Source organism: Lacticaseibacillus pantheris DSM 15945 = JCM 12539 = NBRC 106106, assembly GCF_001311175.1.
Classification (GTDB): domain Bacteria; phylum Bacillota; class Bacilli; order Lactobacillales; family Lactobacillaceae; genus Lacticaseibacillus; species Lacticaseibacillus pantheris.
Genome location: NZ_BBAI01000009.1, coordinates 1 through 16,483 on the forward strand (window position 1 = coordinate 1; position 16,483 = coordinate 16,483).

Below are 16,483 nucleotides of genomic sequence, written 5' to 3' on the forward strand. Positions count from 1 at the left end.
ACTAGCCTCACGCTCACGCCCGTGCCGGGCTACCGCGAATTGCCGTAGCCCGAGCAAAAACCGCTCGGTCTAGCCAATTTGATTCTGTACGTCGTAACTGCCAGTATGTGCTGAAGCACGTACTGGCAGTAACTTCTACAGAACTACGGGCATGCAGCCGCCGCGGGCACACCCCCAATCACCTCCGCCAAGCTGACAACACAGACCTAATGCTTGGTGAACATAGATTGTGTATGGGTGTGGACCCCTTGCAAATCCTGGTAACTTGTATCAAAACTTTGTTCCGTTAGCCCCATAGATATCAATTGCGCGAGATAGTAAAGTTAATGGAGGCGCCGGTTTTTGAGAACGGTTTAGGTTGCTAGACCGGTATTCAGAACTCGATGGCGGCGTGATTTTGGTAGCTTAAATTGATTCTTACTCGTATTCACGTTGATTAGTTAAACAAGTCGAATGTTGATATATTTTGACGCAGTAGTGGGACCAATTGTCGAGTTAACATCTAACTAGGTTCGTGCGTCGGCAATGGCGGAGGTAGTCGGGGTTGCCCGTGACGGCTGCAAGCCCGTAGTTCTGTAGGAGCGAAGCCGACGTACAGAATCAAATTGTATAGACCGAGCGGTTTTTCTCGGGCTAGACAATTCGCGGTAGCCCTGTAAGGGCGTGAGCGTGAGGCTAGTAGCCGGTCACGGGCGACCCCGACTACCGGAGCCGTTGCCGACGTGCGAACCGGTCGGTAGAACTACACTCGGCAAATCGTCCCGAGAGCGTGAGGCTGGTAGCCGGTCACGGGCGACCCCAACTACCGGAACCATTGCCAACGCACGAACCGGTCGGCAGAAACAGAGCTCACACGTTGACAACCAAATCAATCCGCATTACGCTGTATTAGTAAACTAATACAGTATGCCAGTAAGAGGGAGGTGCGCCATGGAGTTTGACGATAAGGCGCCAATCTACTACCAAATTGAGCAGTACGTAATGCGCGAAATTATTGTGGGCCACCTCGACGCGGGTGCCCAGTTGCCGTCAATTCGTGAATTGGCTTTGCAGTTGGCGGTCAACGTCAATACGGTTCAACGGGCGGTCAGCGAGTTGATTAACGATCAGATTGTGGTTCCGCAGCGTGGCAAGGGTAACTTTGTCACCACCGACATGCAGGTGATTGTGGCGTTACGCGAACGCATCGTTAAGGAGCAACTAGGCGCGTTGTATAAAAATTTGGACGCACTGAAAATTACGCCCGCAGAGATGGAATTTTATCTACACAAATATATTGAGGAACAGGAGGCAGTGGGGAATGAGTAATGTTTTGAGCATTCGGGGGTTAACGTACAAGCGCAATTTTAAGGTGATCCTGCGTGACATCAACTGCCACGTGGAGTCAGGCCAAATTGTTGGTCTGCTGGGTGCTAACGGAGCGGGCAAAACTACCCTAATGCGCGTTATTGCCGGCAGCGCCCCACACTTTGTTGGCAGCGTGAGCGTCGACGGGGCGGTTCAGCCCGTAGAACGCAAAGCCGTGGTGAGTTTCTCGGAGCAGATCGGTGGTACCCCGATTAGTACGCGAACCGCCAAAGTGGTGCAGGACTGGGCAGATTGGTATCCAGACTTTGACCGTAGCAAGTTCGATGAACTAGCCCAGTTTCTGGATATCGACATGCACGCGCGGTTGTCCAGCCTGTCCAAAGGGAACATGAAAAAGGTGGTCATTGCCCTCAGCTTGGCGCGGCGGGTGAAGTTATACTTGTTGGATGAGCCGTTTGATGGCATCGACAGCATGACCCGCAAGAAAATTATTGCCACCATCATCCAGTGGAAGCCATACGACGCGACTTTGGTAATTAGTGACCACCACGTCGGGGATATCGCCAACATTCTGGATACGGTCATGATTATTAAGGGCCACGATTTGGTGACCGATAAGCCAGCTGATGATATTCGCGCCACCGGTAAGAGCATTGAGGAATACTTTGAGGACGTTTACGCGGGGAGGAATACTGATGGAAAATAAAGTGCACGTGTTGCGCCAATTGCTACGGCAACGATGGCGTCTAGCTAATTGGGTCGTATTGGTATACCTGGCCGCAGTTGTTATCACCTGTGTCTGGATTACGATTGTGGACGGGTTCATTAAGGAAGCAGTACTCGGGGTGACCATGGGCTATGGTTTTTTTCGCTGGGTGCGCGTTGTTTATCCTGTTGGCAATCGATCAGGAGCACGTTTGTTGGTAGCCGTTACCGGCTGGCACCAGTTGCGGACACAAAGTTGTACATACTGAACGTTCTGACCAGCTTTCTGGGCTTCCTCTACGGTGCCATCATTGGGACCGCGGTCATGGGCATTAGCGCGATTCCTTACCTGAACCGCGTATTCAGTCTGCCGCATACCGTGATGTTTGTGGTTTCCGGTGGGTTTCTGCTCATGTCGGTGTGCCTGTACTCCTGGATTTTTATCAGCATGGTGCACCTCGTGGGGGCGACGATCAGCGCCTTCTTACCGCCAATGCGGCAAAAGATTGTCACCTTTGTGTTCTACGTACTGGTCATTATCTTAGTGATTGTGGTGCTAAACGGCTTTGAGAACGGTATTGAGGAAATTCTACCCAACTACACACTGAGCTTCAGCCACGTGAATGCAATCAAAGACGCGGTGCCAGCCTTCTTTGCGGGTGGAGCAATCCTGTTACTTCAGGCTTCGCTGTATTCTGTGGTTAACGTACTGATGTTGCACAACTGGGTGGAGACGAAACAAGCGTAACCGGCAGAACTTTGTGTGGAAATCGTCCTTTGGGGTTGATACAATTGGTTTAGGAAGCGATTGCAACGACACCCTAACGGAGGACGGCAGCGATGAGATTATCGGCTTTAGCAGTTCTGAGTTTATTGGTGTTGGCCGGCTGTGGGCAACAATCGGCATCACACCATGATGGTTCGGCTAGTTCGGTTAGCAGTGCGAGCAGCGTTAGTGCGACGCCTAGCCGTGAGGTGAAGGTCTCGCTGAGTGCGGTGGTGGAGCTGATGCACGACCGCTGGGGTGATGACGTTGACCTGACCAGCATTGAGATTGAGCCGGTGGGCAGCCGCTATCAGTACGAGGTGGAGGCAGTCAACGACGATACCGAGTATCAGATGGTGCTAAACGGGCGGACGGGCAAAGTTGTGCGCCACAGCGAGCAACCGTTAGACGCCGACGAAGCCGGTGGAGCCGAGCGTCGTGAGAAGGGGATCGCCACCGATAAGTTGCGGGCGTTAGGCCACGTCACCGCCGCAGCAACCAAAGCGGTACCGGGGACGGCGACTGAGTGGTCGCTCAAAAAAAAGACGACGGCGTACCCGTGTGGTCCGTTAAGGTGCGGAGCAAGCAGGGCACGATGCATGAGGTCGACGTTCAGGCCGATAATGTGGCCGTATTGAGTAGTGAGGACGACGATTAACGATGGCTAGTTAGTCAATTAATTGAGGCGGCGACCGTATTTACGGTGGCCGCCTTTGCTATCCGTCGCCACTGTGCTGGTGTGCACTTGTGTTGGCCCGGTCCGTCCGCGCCACTTTGCCCGGTGCTATAATGGTGGGGATTGTGTGTCGTTCACGGCATAAATAAAGCAGCAGGGAAGCAGATAGACAATATGGATACAACCGAACAAACAGCGCGCATCGTGGCCGGGAACGCCGTCGTGCGGCCGGCGCTAGACGCTATGATAACCGCAGGAATAATGCCCGGGGCTGTATACGCATACTAGATGGCGACGACACGTACATACAGGTTTTGGGTCAGGCGGCGACCGCGCCGGTGCCGCTGCCATTGGATGCGGGGATGTTTTACGACCTGGCTTCGTTGACCAAAGTAGTTGGAACCACGCCGCTATTTCTCCGGGCCGTACAGGATGGGCTGTTGGGCGTGGATCAGCCCATCAAAGACGTGTTGCCTGAGTTCACGGCTCCGCACGTAACCTTCAGGATGGCGTTGACACACACGTCGGGTTTAGACGGCTACATCCCGCACCGCGACGAGTTACCGCCGGACGAGCTCCGGCACGCCCTATTAACGCAGCTGCACGAGACGGCGGGCACGGGCCACGTGGTCCAGTACCGCGACGTGAATTTACTGCTGGTTGGCTGGGCGCTGGCAAAGGTGTACGGCGACCCGATTCAGCGGCTGATTACCGCGCGGGTACTGCCCGCGTTCGGGATGCGGACTAACGCCACCTTTAGCCCGGACGTACAACGAACGGTGCCCACCACGTACGATACTGAGGGCGGATTGCGTCGGGGTGTGGTCCACGACCCGAAGAGCGCTATCTTGGGCGCTGATTCGGGGGCGGCGGGCCTCTTTGCCAATATTGACGGGATGGTGCAGTTTGCCCACGTCACCTTTGGTCGGGTACAGCAGATTTTTCTGCACGAGAACTGGGCGGAAAAGCTCCAGCGTGACTTTGCCGGCGGCCGTAGTTTGGGTTTTGACTTACTTGAAGGTCCCGTATCGCACCGGCAGTGGTTGTACCATACGGGGTATACGGGCACGTTCATGTTGCTTGACCCCACTGCACACCGGGGCTTGATTGTGCTGGCAAACCGGGTTCACCCGGTTGTGCACCCAGAATTCCTAGATGCGCGCGATCGGCTGATTCCTCGGTTTTTAAGCGCCACAGAAAGCGCTTAGTGTGGTATCCTTACAGGTGTGAACGCATACGCTTACACGCGTGAAAAAGCCATAGATGGGAGCTTGATAATAGTGACAGAACCACTTTTCCTGAAACCATATTTCCAGCCAAAGATTTGGGGTGGCCGCAAGCTAGAACAATTTGGCTACGACCTGCCCGAAGGTAAAATTGGTGAGTGTTGGGCCATTTCTGGACACCCGCACGGGCCGGCAACGATTAAGAATGGCCCCCTCGCTGGCAAAACGGTGAGTCAGGCTTACGCCGAAGATGGTGAGTACTTTGGCAATCCGACCGACACGGTTTTCCCGTTGCTGACGAAAATTTTGGATGCTGAGGACAGCTTGTCGGTGCAGGTGCACCCTGACGACGCCTACGCCGAGGAGCACGAGCATGAATTGGGTAAGACGGAGTCTGGTACGTCATTTCGGCGGAACCAGGCAGCTACTTGATTTATGGCCACCACGCAAAGACGCGGGCTGAACTCAAGCAGATGATTGAGGCCGGCGATTGGGACCACCTGTTACGCAAGGTGCCGGTGAAGACGGGCGACTTTGTTTACGTACCGAGTGGGACCATTCACGCGCTGAACAAAGGCATCATGGTACTCGAAACACAGCAGAGTTCCGACACCACGTACCGGTTATACGATTACGACCGGACGGACGATGCGGGCAACAAGCGTGAGCTCCACCTCAAGCAGTCGATTGACGTGACGACGGTGCCGAACCAGGATCCGCAGTTGGACATCAAGCACGAAAAGGTGGGCGACTCCACGTTGACGACGTTTGTCACGGCGCCGGTTAGTCCGTTCTTCTCCGTTTACCGTTGGCAGGTCCAGGGTCAGTTGCACTTGACCAAGTCGGCACCGTACACCTTAGTATCGGTGCTTGACGGCGAGGGCACGATCACGGTTGACGGCAAGAGCTTCCCGCTGAAGAAGGGCGACCACTTGATCCTGCCTACGCAGGTGGAGAGTTGGGACCTCGACGGGCAAATGGACATCATCGCTTCTACGCCTGGCCAGACTAAATAGTCATTTCTGTAGCTACACCTACGAATGTGGGTGTAGTTTTTTTAGCGGATGAAGGTAGTGGGTTGGGAGCGAACCCGCGGGTGGCCTTTGGGACTGCGGCTTACGTGTCCTACGCCGCAGGTTGCTACGTAGTGGTCGCCGGCAGCGTTGGTCGGGTTGGTGAGTTACGGCTTCCGTGGGCGCTCCGCGGTAATCCACTGCTAGGGCGAAACCTCCAACTCGCCAAGTGCATGCGAGTTTCCGGTGCGATTCTGAGCCTGCCCGGAAGCCCACCGGTCAGTCTCAGAATTCGTCGCGCCGTACGTCACTACGTTCCTACGGCGTTGCACCCCGGCAGTGGTTACCGCTCCGGCCCACACGCCTTCACTCACCAATCCGACCGACTCGGCCTTACACTAATGTAGTAAAAACGTCTCCGGGCACGACGCTCCCGTTCCCAAGACTACCCAGGAATGTACCACTGTTTAGTGGTTGTTCCGTGTATGCCCTAACGCTTCACGCTTAAGGAGGCGGATGAACCGGTGCCAGTATAAGGATGTATCAGCGCGATACTAGATTCTGAGAATGCTACTTTGCAAACTACAGATGATCCGGAAGTTAGCTAAATGTATACGATCTAACGGGTGCCGGCAAAGTGGTGGCGGGGTGGAGGCGACTGAACCCGGAGTTATGACCGCTACCGGGGTGTAACGTTCTTACAGCTTTAGCCGTTAGAACGCGACGAACTTTGAGACTGGCTGGTGGTTTTCCAGACAGGCTCAAAGTCGCACCGGAAACTCGCGTACTTTGCGAGTTGGAGGTTTCGCCCCAAAAGCGGTCATGACGGAGCGGTTCACAAAGCCGCAACCCCGCCACCGCTTTGTCTGCACGAACCGCAAGACTAATTTAAAACCACCAGTACCGGAACTATGCTAGAATTAACAGAGTTAATTACGGATGTGGGGGATGGAACTATCACAACTGAAAATCCAATTCGGTCCGCGACCGCGCGTGGCCTAGCGCGTTTGTCATACGGTATTTTGCACGGCATCTTCAAAGGGGGATCCGCCTTCCCTGGTAACCTCGCAGCACGAATCGATCCGGACGTACTGCGCGGCCTGGCGCGGGACTACGACGTGATCATCGTCACGGGGACGAACGGCAAGACGCTCACCACCAGTATGATCGTCAAGGCTTTGCGCCAGCAGTATCCCGACCTCATGACGAACCCGACCGGTAGCAACATGATGAGTGGCATCATTTCCGCCTTCATCGCTCAGGGACGGCACAAGGGTCAGGACCGGGGACTCGCGGTGCTTGAAGTCGATGAGGCCAACGTGGCGCCGGTATCGGCGTTGGTGAACGTTAAAGCTTACGTACTGACCAACATTTTCCGTGACCAGATGGACCGGTACGGCGAGTTTTATACTACCTACCAAAAGATCCTCGATGGTATCGAGATGCATCCTGATGCGTTGGTGGTGGCCAACGGCGATGCGCCCATCTTTAGTTCACGCGAACTCAAGAACCCAATGCGTTACTACGGCTTTGACACCGGCCGCCATGACAACCTCCTCGCCCCACCAAACACTGACGGCGTGCTGTGTCCGCGGTGCGAGCACATTTTGCACTACAAGGAACGGACTTACAGCAACCTGGGAAACTTTTTCTGTCCTAACTGTGGCTTTGCCCGGCCCGAGCTGGCGTACCACGTGTCCGGCGTGACCGAGCAGACGCCGACCAGTTCGACGTTCACCATCGATCAGCAGAACTTCACCCTCAACATTGGTGGCCTCTACAACGTGTATAACGCGCTCGCCGCGTACAGCGTGGCCGCCGAATTTGGTGTCACTCCGGCGCAAATGGCCGACGCCTTTGCCTACGACGAGAAGGTGTTCGGACGTCAGGAAGAAATCATCATTGACGGGAAGCGCGTCACGCTGGTGCTCGTGAAGAATCCGGTGGGGCTCAACCAGGTGCTCGACATGATTGGGCACGATGACCAGGATTTCGCGCTGGCCGTGTTACTGAACGCCAATTACGCCGACGGTATTGATACCTCATGGATTTGGGACGGCAACTTTGAGGAGTTCGTCCATGACCACCAGCAGAGCAGCTACATGGTGGGTGGCGAACGCTACAAAGACATTGAGTTACGGATGCAGGTCGCCGGCGTCAAGGCCGATGCGTTGGCGACGCGCCCGACCTGAATAACGTGGTGGACTGGGTCAAAGGCGTACCAGAACAGCACGTGTACCTGCTGGCAACCTATACGGCTGTCCTGCAAATGCGGAAGCACCTAGCCGACGGTGGCTATATCGCCGCGGGGTTCAACGCTTAGCAATAGAAAAAAAAGTATTACGTCAACCGCGAATTGCGTCGGTCAGCGTAATACTTTTTTGTCCTATTCACGAGCCTGCACCCGTTGTGCCTGACCAATCGTGATACCGCGAATCGTAATGGCGTTGCGGCCGTGATTCTTCGAGCTGTAGAGGTATTTGTCCGCGCGTTTGTAGATGTCCAGGTAGTTGCGATCGTCGGCAACGGACCGGTCCTGCCCGATCGATACGGTAATGTGAAATTCATCCCCGTTTTCCGTGTGGAAGGTGAGGTCACTGAGCGCATCCTTAACGGCGGTCGTATACTCCGTGGCTTTGCCAAAGTCCTCCACGACGTCGATGAGGAGGAAGCTAAATTCTTCGCCGCCGGTGCGGTAGGTTTGTGCGGGATAATCAAAGTTGGCGACGACTTGCTCTAGCCGCTTTGCGACCGCCTGCAGTATCGTGTTCCCGGACACGTGGCCGTACGTGTCGTTGACGCGCTTGAAGTGGTCAATGTCAAAGGTATAGAGTGCGTACAATTCACCGTGATCCTGTAGCCGGTCAAACGCAGCGTGCAGATCGGCGTCAAACACCCGAAAGTTTTTTTTAAACTGGTCAGGTCGTCAATCTGAGCCTCACTCACCAGTGCGGCTTCGTGATTTCGGCGGGCCACAAACCGGTAGTGAGTTTGCCACAGGCACCATAAGATAATGGTCAGGGTAATGACCTGCCACGGCCAACCGACGTCAATACCATCGAGCGATAGCCAATTCGCCAGAAAAAAAACGGCGCCATGAATAAAAAGCCGAACGGATAGTAGGTCAGTGCGCGTCGGCCAATGGTGGGGCCGAAACGCGTGGCGACGTACATCAGGACCAGTGAACATGCCGCCATCAGGGGCCATGTTGGAACCCGCGGTATCCACCAGTACCAGCCGACTACGACGAGACTGGTAAAGTAAAGTACCAGTCGTTGCCGCGAACTGAGCAGGGCGTACAGCAAAGTTGCGCCCTGAAAGTTGAGGTACGTCCAGCCGTAGCCTATCGGATTGTTTTGCGCGGCCATCGACAGTACGGACGAAAAATGGAATAGCACAACAAAAGCGATGGTGACGGCCACGAGCGCCGGCTGTCGCCACCTTTGCCAGCGTGGAGTGATGCTCCGCGTGTTTTGTAGCCAGTTAAAAAGCAGGGCGTACCCCACCAATACCAATATGTTAGTAATATATGTAGTCGTCCGTAATCCCCATGATACGAGCATGCGCGACTCCCCCTAAACCAAAAGTTTCCCCATGCGCTAATATAACATACTAGGGAAATAATTGGCTTGAATCGATAAAATAATAATGACGGTCATGCGGGATTGTTCTCCGGCAGATGCTTTACGTTACTTGTTGGTGTGCGCTTACAGTTGAATTCGTTATAATGGGCGTGTTAGTAAAACTTGGAGGTGGGTATTTTGGCGTACTTGTACTTGGTTAGACACGGTGAAACCCAGATCAACGCGCAGGGGCGGTTCAATGGCGGCGGGGTGGACACACCCCTCACTGCCAAAGGGGTAGCGAGTGCGCAGCAGCTGGGCCAGATGCTCCGGCCGGTCACCTTTGCCCGCATTGAAGTTTCTCCCCAGCAGCGGGCTATCAGTACGGCCAAACTCATTGAGGGGCCGGATACGCCGATGACGGTTGATGACCGCCTGCGGGAAATGCGGCTGGGTGACTGGGACGGCCAGCCGGGCGACTTTGCGCGCAGTTTTGCGGAGTACGACGACTACTTTCACCACCCGGACCGCTTTGACGGCCACGCGATTCACGCCGAGACGTATCAGGAAATGGTGGACCGCGCCACGGCCGCGTACCGTGACGCTGTCGCCGGACTGGGCGAGGAGGACCGTGCGCTCATCGTGGCGCATGGCATCTTGCTGTCCATTGTCAGTCAGGTGGTGACCGGCACGCCTTTGGGTCAAACCCGCGACCAGCCGTTACTCGCGAACACCAGCGTATCCGTGTTGCAAAACGATGCGGCGGGCTGGTACAAAGTCGCGTGGGGTGTGACCCCGGCGTCGTTGCCGCAACAGTCAGAGGCGGTACGGCAGCTGTTTATGGACGAACATTAATGTATAGCAAAGGGGAAGACAATGGCATATTTGTACCTAGTACGACACGGGGAGACACTATTGAACGCAGACGACCGGGTTAACGGTGGCACCGTTGATAGTCCGTTGACGGCCAAAGGGGTGGCGAGCGCCCGGGCGTTGGGGGAGTTGCTGGGCAACGTCCACTTTGACCGCATCATCAGTTCACCGTTACCCCGCGCGTTGGCGACCACCAAGCTAGTTGTAGGCGCGGACGTACCGATAATTACGGATCGCCGGCTCCGTGAGATGACGTTGGGCGATTGGGACGGGCTCCCGGTCGCAATGATTGCAAACGACGCCGAGTTTCACCACTTCAACGAGCACCTCGACGCGTTTGACCCCGCACCGATGCACGCGGAGCCGATTCCGGAGTTATGGCAGCGCGGGCAGGCGGCGTTACGCGCGGCCGTGGCGGGTGTGCCTGATGACGGCCGGGTGCTCGTCGTGGCGCACGCCATTATCCTCACGTTACTAGCGCGAGTGCTGACGGGTACCACCACCATCGATGCGTCGCGGGTCGATGGTGAACTCGCCAACACTAGCGTGACGGTGCTGCAGACCGACCAGACCGAGTGGACGAAGCTCGCGTGGGAGGTTACCCCGGACCGCGCCGATCAGCTGTCGGTGGACCAACTGCGGCTCTTTAATTAACAGTCACTTTGTGCTCATACGTTTTTAACGCTAATCATTTCAAACACTCACAAAAAGGCGTACACTAATTTTGATTACTATTTCAATAAGGGGGTCTTTAGGTGAGTAAAGCTATTTCATTAGCGCAAGTGCAACAGTACCGTGACGAGTTGGCTAAGGTTCCGGGTGCAGCGGCTTTGTCCCGCGCGGTTCAAAACGTGGGTATTAAGGCGGCCAGCCACCAGAACCTCGAACAGTCGGCCTTTGCACCCGTATTTTCCGATGAGGTGGACACTGGGGCGGTGACGAACCAAAAACATAGCGGGCGCTGCTGGATGTTTGCGGAGTTGAACACGATGCGTCATGCCGTGGCGGGTAAGCTCGGTGTGCGCGACCTAGAGTTTTCGCAGGCGTTTTTGGCCTTCTACGATCGGTTGGAAAAATCCAACGAGTTTCTCGAACACATGATTGCTACCGTGTCTGAGCCCACCGGTAGTCGCGAGGTGGACTGGTACCTCAACTGGGGCAACGGGGACGGCGGTCAGTACGAAAACGCCACGGCCCTCATTGCCAAGTACGGTGTGGTGCCAAAGTCGGTGATGCCGGAGACTTACAACAGTGCCAATACGACCGGGTTAAACGCCACGCTCAACCTCAAATTGCGCCAGGACGCGGTTGCGCTGCGCCAGGCGTTCGCTGATGGTGCGGATGAGGACCAGTTGCGGAGCCAAAAAGAGGAACAGCTCGGCGTAATTTACCGGATTCTGGCTATGGCCTACGGTGAACCGCCCCGCTCATTCGACTTTGAGTATCGCGACGACCAGCATCAGTATCATCGGGTGACCGGCCTGACCCCCAAGAGTTTCTTTGACCAGTATTTGGGTTGGGACTTCGACCAGTACGTCATGTTAATTAGTACGAACGCGACTGGTAAGGAATATTGGCACAGCTACACGTTGCCCGCTCAGGACCACGTGGTTGGTGGCCGCAACATTGTCTGGGTGAACGTACCCCAGTCGGTGTTGGAGCAGGCCAGTGTGGACCAGATACGGGGCGGCGAGACCGTGTGGTTTGGTAACGATGTACTGGCTGATTCGGACCGGCAAAGTGGGACTTTGGCGGGTGGACTGTACGCGCAGGGTGAACTGTTCGGCGTTGATTTCGGTATGGACGTCGGGACGCGCTTCGATACGCACCAAGCCGAAGTGAGTCACGCAATGGTTTTGACCGGCGTCGACTTGGTGGACGGTCAACCCACCAAGTGGAAGGTGGAAAATTCTTGGGGCAAGGAAAACGGCCACGACGGGTACTTTGTGGCCGACGAGCAGTGGTACCGCGATTATACGTATTCCGTTGCGATCAACCGTCAGTACCTGCCGCAAGCCGTGCTCAACGTATTGGCGCAGACCCCAACCGAATTAGCGCCGTGGGACCCGCTCGCATAATTTTCTCATTTTGTGCTAAACTACGGTTACGTTGAATTTTTTTTGAGGAGGAATTATCTGATGGCAAAAGCAATCACGTCCGCAAACTTGGACCAGTACGCCCAGGACTTTGCGGCGACACCCGCAGCACCGGCTTTGCAGAAAGCAGTCATGAACAACGGCATTTTGAAGGTGGCCGAGAACACCGACAGTAAGGTGGCCATGACGCCAACCTTCTCCGTGGAACTCGATACCGGTGCCGTGGCTAACCAGAAGCAGTCCGGTCGTTGCTGGATGTTCGCTGCCCTGAACACGATGCGTCACTCGATTCAGGCTCAGTTTAAGATTAAGGACTTTGAGTTGTCCCAAAACTTCACGTTCTTCTGGGACAAGTTTGAAAAGTCGAACTACTTCTACGAAAACATCATCGCCACGGCGGACCAGCCAACGGATTCACGCAAAGTGGCATTTTTGTTGACCACGCCACAGCAGGATGGTGGTCAATGGGACATGTTGACGGCCATTATCGACAAGTACGGGATCGTGCCTAAGTCGGTGATGCCTGAAACCTACAGCTCCAGCAAGAGTGCGGAACTCAACGCGACTTTGAACCTGAAGCTGCGCAAAGACGCTGTGGCACTGCGCAAGTTGGTAAACGACGGCGCGAGTGAGGATGACATTGCGGCGACGAAGAGCAAGTTCTTGTCCGAGGACTACCGTATCTTGGCCTACACGTTGGGTAACCCACCAACCAAGTTTGACTTTGAATACCGCGATGACGACAAGGAATACCACCGTGACGCTGACTTGACGCCGAAGAGTTTCTACGACAAGTACATCGGCTGGGATTTGGACCAGTACCAGTCCGTTATTCAGGCACCAACTGACGACAAGCCATACAACCACCTGTACACGGTGGAAATGTTGGGCAACGTGTTGGGCGGTCGCGAAGTACGCCACCTGAACTTGTCCATCGAGGACTTCAAGGCTGCAGCCATCAAGCAGTTGGAAGCCGGCGAGTCCGTGTGGTTCGGTAGTGATGTGGGTAAGGAATCCGACCGTCAGTTGGGTATCCTGGACACGAACATCTACGACCAGGATGGCCTGTTTAACACCAGCTTCCAGATGACCAAGGCAGAACGTTTGGACTACGCGCAGAGCCTGATGACTCACGCCATGGTCTTGACGGGTGTGGACTTGGTTAACGGCAAGCCAACGAAGTGGAAGGTCGAAAACTCCTGGGGTGACAAGGTCGGCGAGAAGGGCTACTTTGTGGCTTCCGACGACTGGTTCGACAACTACGTTTACCAGGTTGTGATTAACAAGCAGTTCCTGTCCGATGACATCAACGCCGTCATCAAAAAGGAATACGACCAGCCAACGTTGCTGGCACCATGGGACCCAATGGGTGCTTTGGCATAACCACATTGAAGGAGCCGACACGGTGAGTGTCGGCTCCTTTTGGTTAGGTGGGGTGCGAACACGCGAGCGGGGTTGGGGGTTGCGGCTTACGTGCCCTACGCCGTGATTGCTACACCCGCACGCTCCAGCCCGTGCCGGGCTTCCCGCGATTCTTTGAACCCGAAAATCGCGGTCTCAAAGAATTGCCGCCGTACGTCACTTCGTTCCTACGGCGCTCTGGGGTCGCAGCAACCACGTCTCCGGGCACGACGCCTCCACCCCCAACCCCGCCCGCGGGTTCCCGATACAGTGTGGTCGCAAGAGGGTGCTACGTCAGTTGTGAAAAGCTCTAAAAAGTGGGTTTTCGGGAATGATGGTACAATTTTGTCATCTACTCCGCACTAACTGATGGGTAGATTTGAAAGCGATGGCCCTGTTCTTTATAAAATTTGGCAATTACCGGAAGGTTCACACTGTCCACCTGGGCTACATGCACACGCCTTATGCAACAAGGTTGATCATTTTGCGTAATATCAAAGTAATTATGCTTTGTCTTGCTTGTTCCAGTGGTTATTAGTGGTTCTATGTTGGGCGTTGCGGTCTGGTGGTGGAGGTTGAGCGGGTGGCCTCTGCGCCGGCTTCGCGGTAGCCCGGTACGGGCGTGAGCGTGAGGTTTGTAGCTTCGGTCGCAGAGGCCACCCGCTCAACCGGAACCAGCAGACCACAACGCCCAGCCAATAGAACCAGAACAATACCACACCCCCATCGAAGTAGTAGAATGAGGATATTGATACAGCCCACAGAAGGAGAGCCTGATGAAGTATATTGCGTACATCGCGTTGCTATTACTGACCGTGTTTCTGAGCCCGCTGCTGAGCAGTCTGGTGCCACAGTACTCACTCTGGTGGTGGGTCATCGTGGTGGTTTATCTACTCATTATTGGGGCCGTGTACGCGGCCATCGAAAATGGAAGTCGTAAACGCTGACGGAACCAAAATGACGGTTATCCCCGTAACCAGGATAGCCGTCATTAACTTTGTCCATTCTACCGTCCGGCGTTAAGCACCTCAGCGCCCGACTCGGTACCCACCACGACTTTGTTCACGATATCCAAGAACAGTCCGTGCTCCAAGATTCCCGTCTGGGCGTCCAAAAATTGGGCGAGCAGGTGAGGTGGGCGATTTTGCCCACGTGTAGATCGAGGACGTAGTTACCGTTATGGGTTGTGACCAGCTCGCCCGCATCATTGCGGCGCCAAACCGGGTTGAGTCCCTCGGCCGCCAACCGCCGTTCGACCTGCGTGTGACCAAAGGGGATGACTTCGGTCGGCAGCGGGAAGGCGCCCAGCGTGTCGACGAGTTTGCTACTGTCGACAATCCAGATGTTTTGCGCACTCGTCGTGGCGACCATCTTCTCCAGCGTGTGGGCGGCCCCGCCCCCCTTGATGCCCTGGAAATGGCGGTCGATTTCATCGGCGCGTCAATAGTCAGGTCAATATGGTCGGTATCATCAATACCAATCATGGGAATTCCTAGTTCTTTGGCCTGGGTTTCGGTACGGCTGCTGGTGGAAACACCCGTAATGTGTAGGTGTTCTTCCCGTACGCGGCGAGCAATGGCTTCAACCAGGAAGAAGACGGTTGACCCCGTACCGAGCCCCAAAGTCATGCCGTCCTCGACAAAGTCGACGGCGCGTTCAGCCGCAACTTTTTTTCAGTGCACTTTGATCCATTATTTGTTCTCCTTTGCTTGTTCCAGTTCGGTCGGTGTGTGGCGCAATACGTCAGCGTACTCTGGGCGACGCTGAAACTCCGCGCGTGCAAATGTACACAGGGGCTCGATTTTGAGCTGATGACGTCGTGCGTGGTCGACCACCAGCTTAACGAGTCTACCGGCAATACCCTGTCCACGCAGGCTGGGGTCTACAAAGGTGTGGTCGATGCTGATGGCGTGACCGTCATCGATACTGGTGTACGTAACTTCTGCGGTTAGCTGACCTTCCTCGCCGGTGAGAAAGTATCGGCCGTGCTCATGTTGAAAGTCCATGTTGTGCCTCCGTTCGTCGTTTCTGCGTATAGTTTACCATGTTCCCAGGGTGGTTGATGACAGCAAAGGCGATTGCCCCCCCAAAAAAAAATTTACTACACACAAGGTCGCCAATGACGTCATTGGACGAATAAATGCGAAATTACACTTTGAACGGTGCTCCGAACTTGTCTGCCGCGACAAATGTTTAAGCTATGGTTTGTCCGTCGAAATATACGGGTACCACCGGACGTAATTGGTATATGGTATCCTTATCTCAATCAACAATTGTTACCCACAGGAGGAAAAAATGTCAAAACGTGGATTCGCAATCGTGTCTAAATATGCAGACGATGGCTTGCAGCTACCCGTGCGTTCAACCCAGAACGCGGCCGGCTACGACTTCTTTGCCCGCGAGGATTTTGTGCTTAAAAGTGTGTGGCGCTATGACTTTATCCGGTTATTCCGCCTCATTCGTAACGAACACCCGCTCACTGACAATGACTTTCAGCGGGCCAGCTCCGTCCTCAAACCGCAGCTGGTACCAACGGGCATTAAGGCGTTTATGCAACCAGACGAAGTGCTTGTACTCGCCAACCGTAGCAGTAACCCGCTCAAGCGCGGTCTGATTTTGCCTAACGGTATCGGGGTCGTTGACGCTGATTATTACAACAATGCGGATAATGAGGGGGAAATTTTCTTCCAGCTGGTGAACCTTGGACCGCGAACCAAAGTCATCAAGAAGGGTGAGCGCATTGGTCAAGGTATCTTCATGCCGTTCCTGACGGCCGATGGTGATGAGGGTGGTCTCCACCAGCGTAACGGCGGCTTTGGCTCGACCGGTAACTAACGTGACGACGAATTGAAAGTG

At 54.9% G+C, this 16,483-nt stretch carries 15 protein-coding genes and 3 pseudogenes; 14 read left to right on the forward strand and 4 right to left on the reverse strand.

Features of this window, described 5'->3' with window-relative positions:
• The first annotated feature begins 930 nt into the window (after nucleotides 1-930).
• The 8 genes and pseudogenes from JCM12539_RS04500 to JCM12539_RS04535 all read left to right on the forward strand — a co-directional run bounded on the left by JCM12539_RS04500 (nucleotide 931) and on the right by JCM12539_RS04535 (nucleotide 8,017).
• A complete protein-coding gene (locus JCM12539_RS04500) occupies nucleotides 931-1,308 on the forward strand; it encodes a GntR family transcriptional regulator (RefSeq protein ID WP_054649594.1) in 378 nt (125 codons plus the stop codon).
• The gene (locus JCM12539_RS04505) at nucleotides 1,301-2,014 is read left to right on the forward strand and encodes an ATP-binding cassette domain-containing protein (RefSeq protein ID WP_054649596.1); all 714 of its coding nucleotides are present in this window, start codon (nucleotides 1,301-1,303) and stop codon (nucleotides 2,012-2,014) included. The genes JCM12539_RS04500 and JCM12539_RS04505 overlap by 8 nt, the downstream gene beginning before the upstream one ends.
• On the forward strand, nucleotides 2,004-2,282 hold the full coding sequence (locus JCM12539_RS04510; protein ID WP_054649598.1) for a hypothetical protein: 279 nt from the start codon (nucleotides 2,004-2,006) through the stop codon (nucleotides 2,280-2,282). Before JCM12539_RS04505 ends, JCM12539_RS04510 begins: the two co-directional genes overlap by 11 nt.
• Complete coding sequence (locus tag JCM12539_RS04515) at nucleotides 2,270-2,761, forward strand: hypothetical protein (protein WP_054649600.1); 492 nt, start codon at nucleotides 2,270-2,272, stop codon at nucleotides 2,759-2,761. The genes JCM12539_RS04510 and JCM12539_RS04515 overlap by 13 nt, the downstream gene beginning before the upstream one ends.
• 92 nt (nucleotides 2,762-2,853) lie before the next feature.
• Nucleotides 2,854-3,417, forward strand: a complete 564-nt coding sequence (locus JCM12539_RS04520) for a PepSY domain-containing protein (RefSeq protein WP_054649602.1) — start codon at nucleotides 2,854-2,856, stop codon at nucleotides 3,415-3,417.
• Between the two features lie 376 nt (nucleotides 3,418-3,793).
• Nucleotides 3,794-4,663 (forward strand): serine hydrolase domain-containing protein, encoded by an 870-nt coding sequence (locus tag JCM12539_RS04525; protein WP_225350242.1) that lies wholly within the window; start codon nucleotides 3,794-3,796, stop codon nucleotides 4,661-4,663.
• A 72-nt stretch (nucleotides 4,664-4,735) separates the two neighbouring features.
• A pseudogene (gene manA / locus JCM12539_RS04530) lies at nucleotides 4,736-5,697 on the forward strand (mannose-6-phosphate isomerase, class I).
• 971 nt (nucleotides 5,698-6,668) lie between these two features.
• Nucleotides 6,669-8,017, forward strand: a pseudogene (locus JCM12539_RS04535) (MurT ligase domain-containing protein).
• A 63-nt stretch (nucleotides 8,018-8,080) separates the two neighbouring features.
• Here the strand turns inward: JCM12539_RS04535 and JCM12539_RS04540 are convergent.
• Nucleotides 8,081-8,590 (reverse strand): GGDEF domain-containing protein, encoded by a 510-nt coding sequence (locus JCM12539_RS04540; RefSeq protein WP_054649604.1) that lies wholly within the window; start codon nucleotides 8,588-8,590, stop codon nucleotides 8,081-8,083.
• A 121-nt stretch (nucleotides 8,591-8,711) separates the two neighbouring features.
• Nucleotides 8,712-9,257 (reverse strand): hypothetical protein, encoded by a 546-nt coding sequence (locus JCM12539_RS04545; RefSeq protein ID WP_054649606.1) that lies wholly within the window; start codon nucleotides 9,255-9,257, stop codon nucleotides 8,712-8,714.
• A gap of 198 nt (nucleotides 9,258-9,455) precedes the next feature.
• Between JCM12539_RS04545 and JCM12539_RS04550 the strand changes: the two genes are divergently transcribed.
• The 5 genes from JCM12539_RS04550 (at nucleotide 9,456) to JCM12539_RS13095 (ending at nucleotide 14,574) form a co-directional block, all read left to right on the forward strand.
• Entirely contained in the window at nucleotides 9,456-10,112 is a 657-nt protein-coding gene (locus JCM12539_RS04550) for a histidine phosphatase family protein (protein WP_054649608.1), read from the forward strand.
• A 21-nt stretch (nucleotides 10,113-10,133) separates the two neighbouring features.
• On the forward strand, nucleotides 10,134-10,784 hold the full coding sequence (locus tag JCM12539_RS04555) for a histidine phosphatase family protein (RefSeq protein ID WP_056956841.1): 651 nt from the start codon (nucleotides 10,134-10,136) through the stop codon (nucleotides 10,782-10,784).
• Between the two features lie 101 nt (nucleotides 10,785-10,885).
• Entirely contained in the window at nucleotides 10,886-12,208 is a 1,323-nt protein-coding gene (locus JCM12539_RS04560) for a C1 family peptidase (protein WP_054649612.1), read from the forward strand.
• A gap of 60 nt (nucleotides 12,209-12,268) precedes the next feature.
• Complete coding sequence (locus JCM12539_RS04565) at nucleotides 12,269-13,609, forward strand: C1 family peptidase (RefSeq protein WP_054649614.1); 1,341 nt, start codon at nucleotides 12,269-12,271, stop codon at nucleotides 13,607-13,609.
• 794 nt (nucleotides 13,610-14,403) lie between these two features.
• Nucleotides 14,404-14,574, forward strand: coding sequence for a hypothetical protein (locus tag JCM12539_RS13095; protein WP_156302063.1), 171 nt, complete (start codon nucleotides 14,404-14,406; stop codon nucleotides 14,572-14,574).
• Nucleotides 14,575-14,633: 59 nt separating this feature from the next.
• Here the strand turns inward: JCM12539_RS13095 and rpiA are convergent.
• Nucleotides 14,634-15,319: pseudogene (gene rpiA / locus JCM12539_RS04570) on the reverse strand (ribose-5-phosphate isomerase RpiA).
• Nucleotides 15,319-15,633 (reverse strand): GNAT family N-acetyltransferase, encoded by a 315-nt coding sequence (locus JCM12539_RS04575; protein WP_054649616.1) that lies wholly within the window; start codon nucleotides 15,631-15,633, stop codon nucleotides 15,319-15,321. The pseudogene rpiA and the gene JCM12539_RS04575 overlap by 1 nt, the downstream one beginning before the upstream one ends.
• A gap of 289 nt (nucleotides 15,634-15,922) precedes the next feature.
• Here JCM12539_RS04575 and JCM12539_RS04580 point away from each other — a divergent pair, with 289 nt between their 5' ends.
• Nucleotides 15,923-16,462 carry a dCTP deaminase/dUTPase family protein gene (locus JCM12539_RS04580; RefSeq protein ID WP_054649618.1) on the forward strand — a complete coding sequence of 180 codons (540 nt, stop codon included), beginning with the start codon at nucleotides 15,923-15,925 and terminating at the stop codon, nucleotides 16,460-16,462.
• Nucleotides 16,463-16,483: the final 21 nt, after the last annotated feature.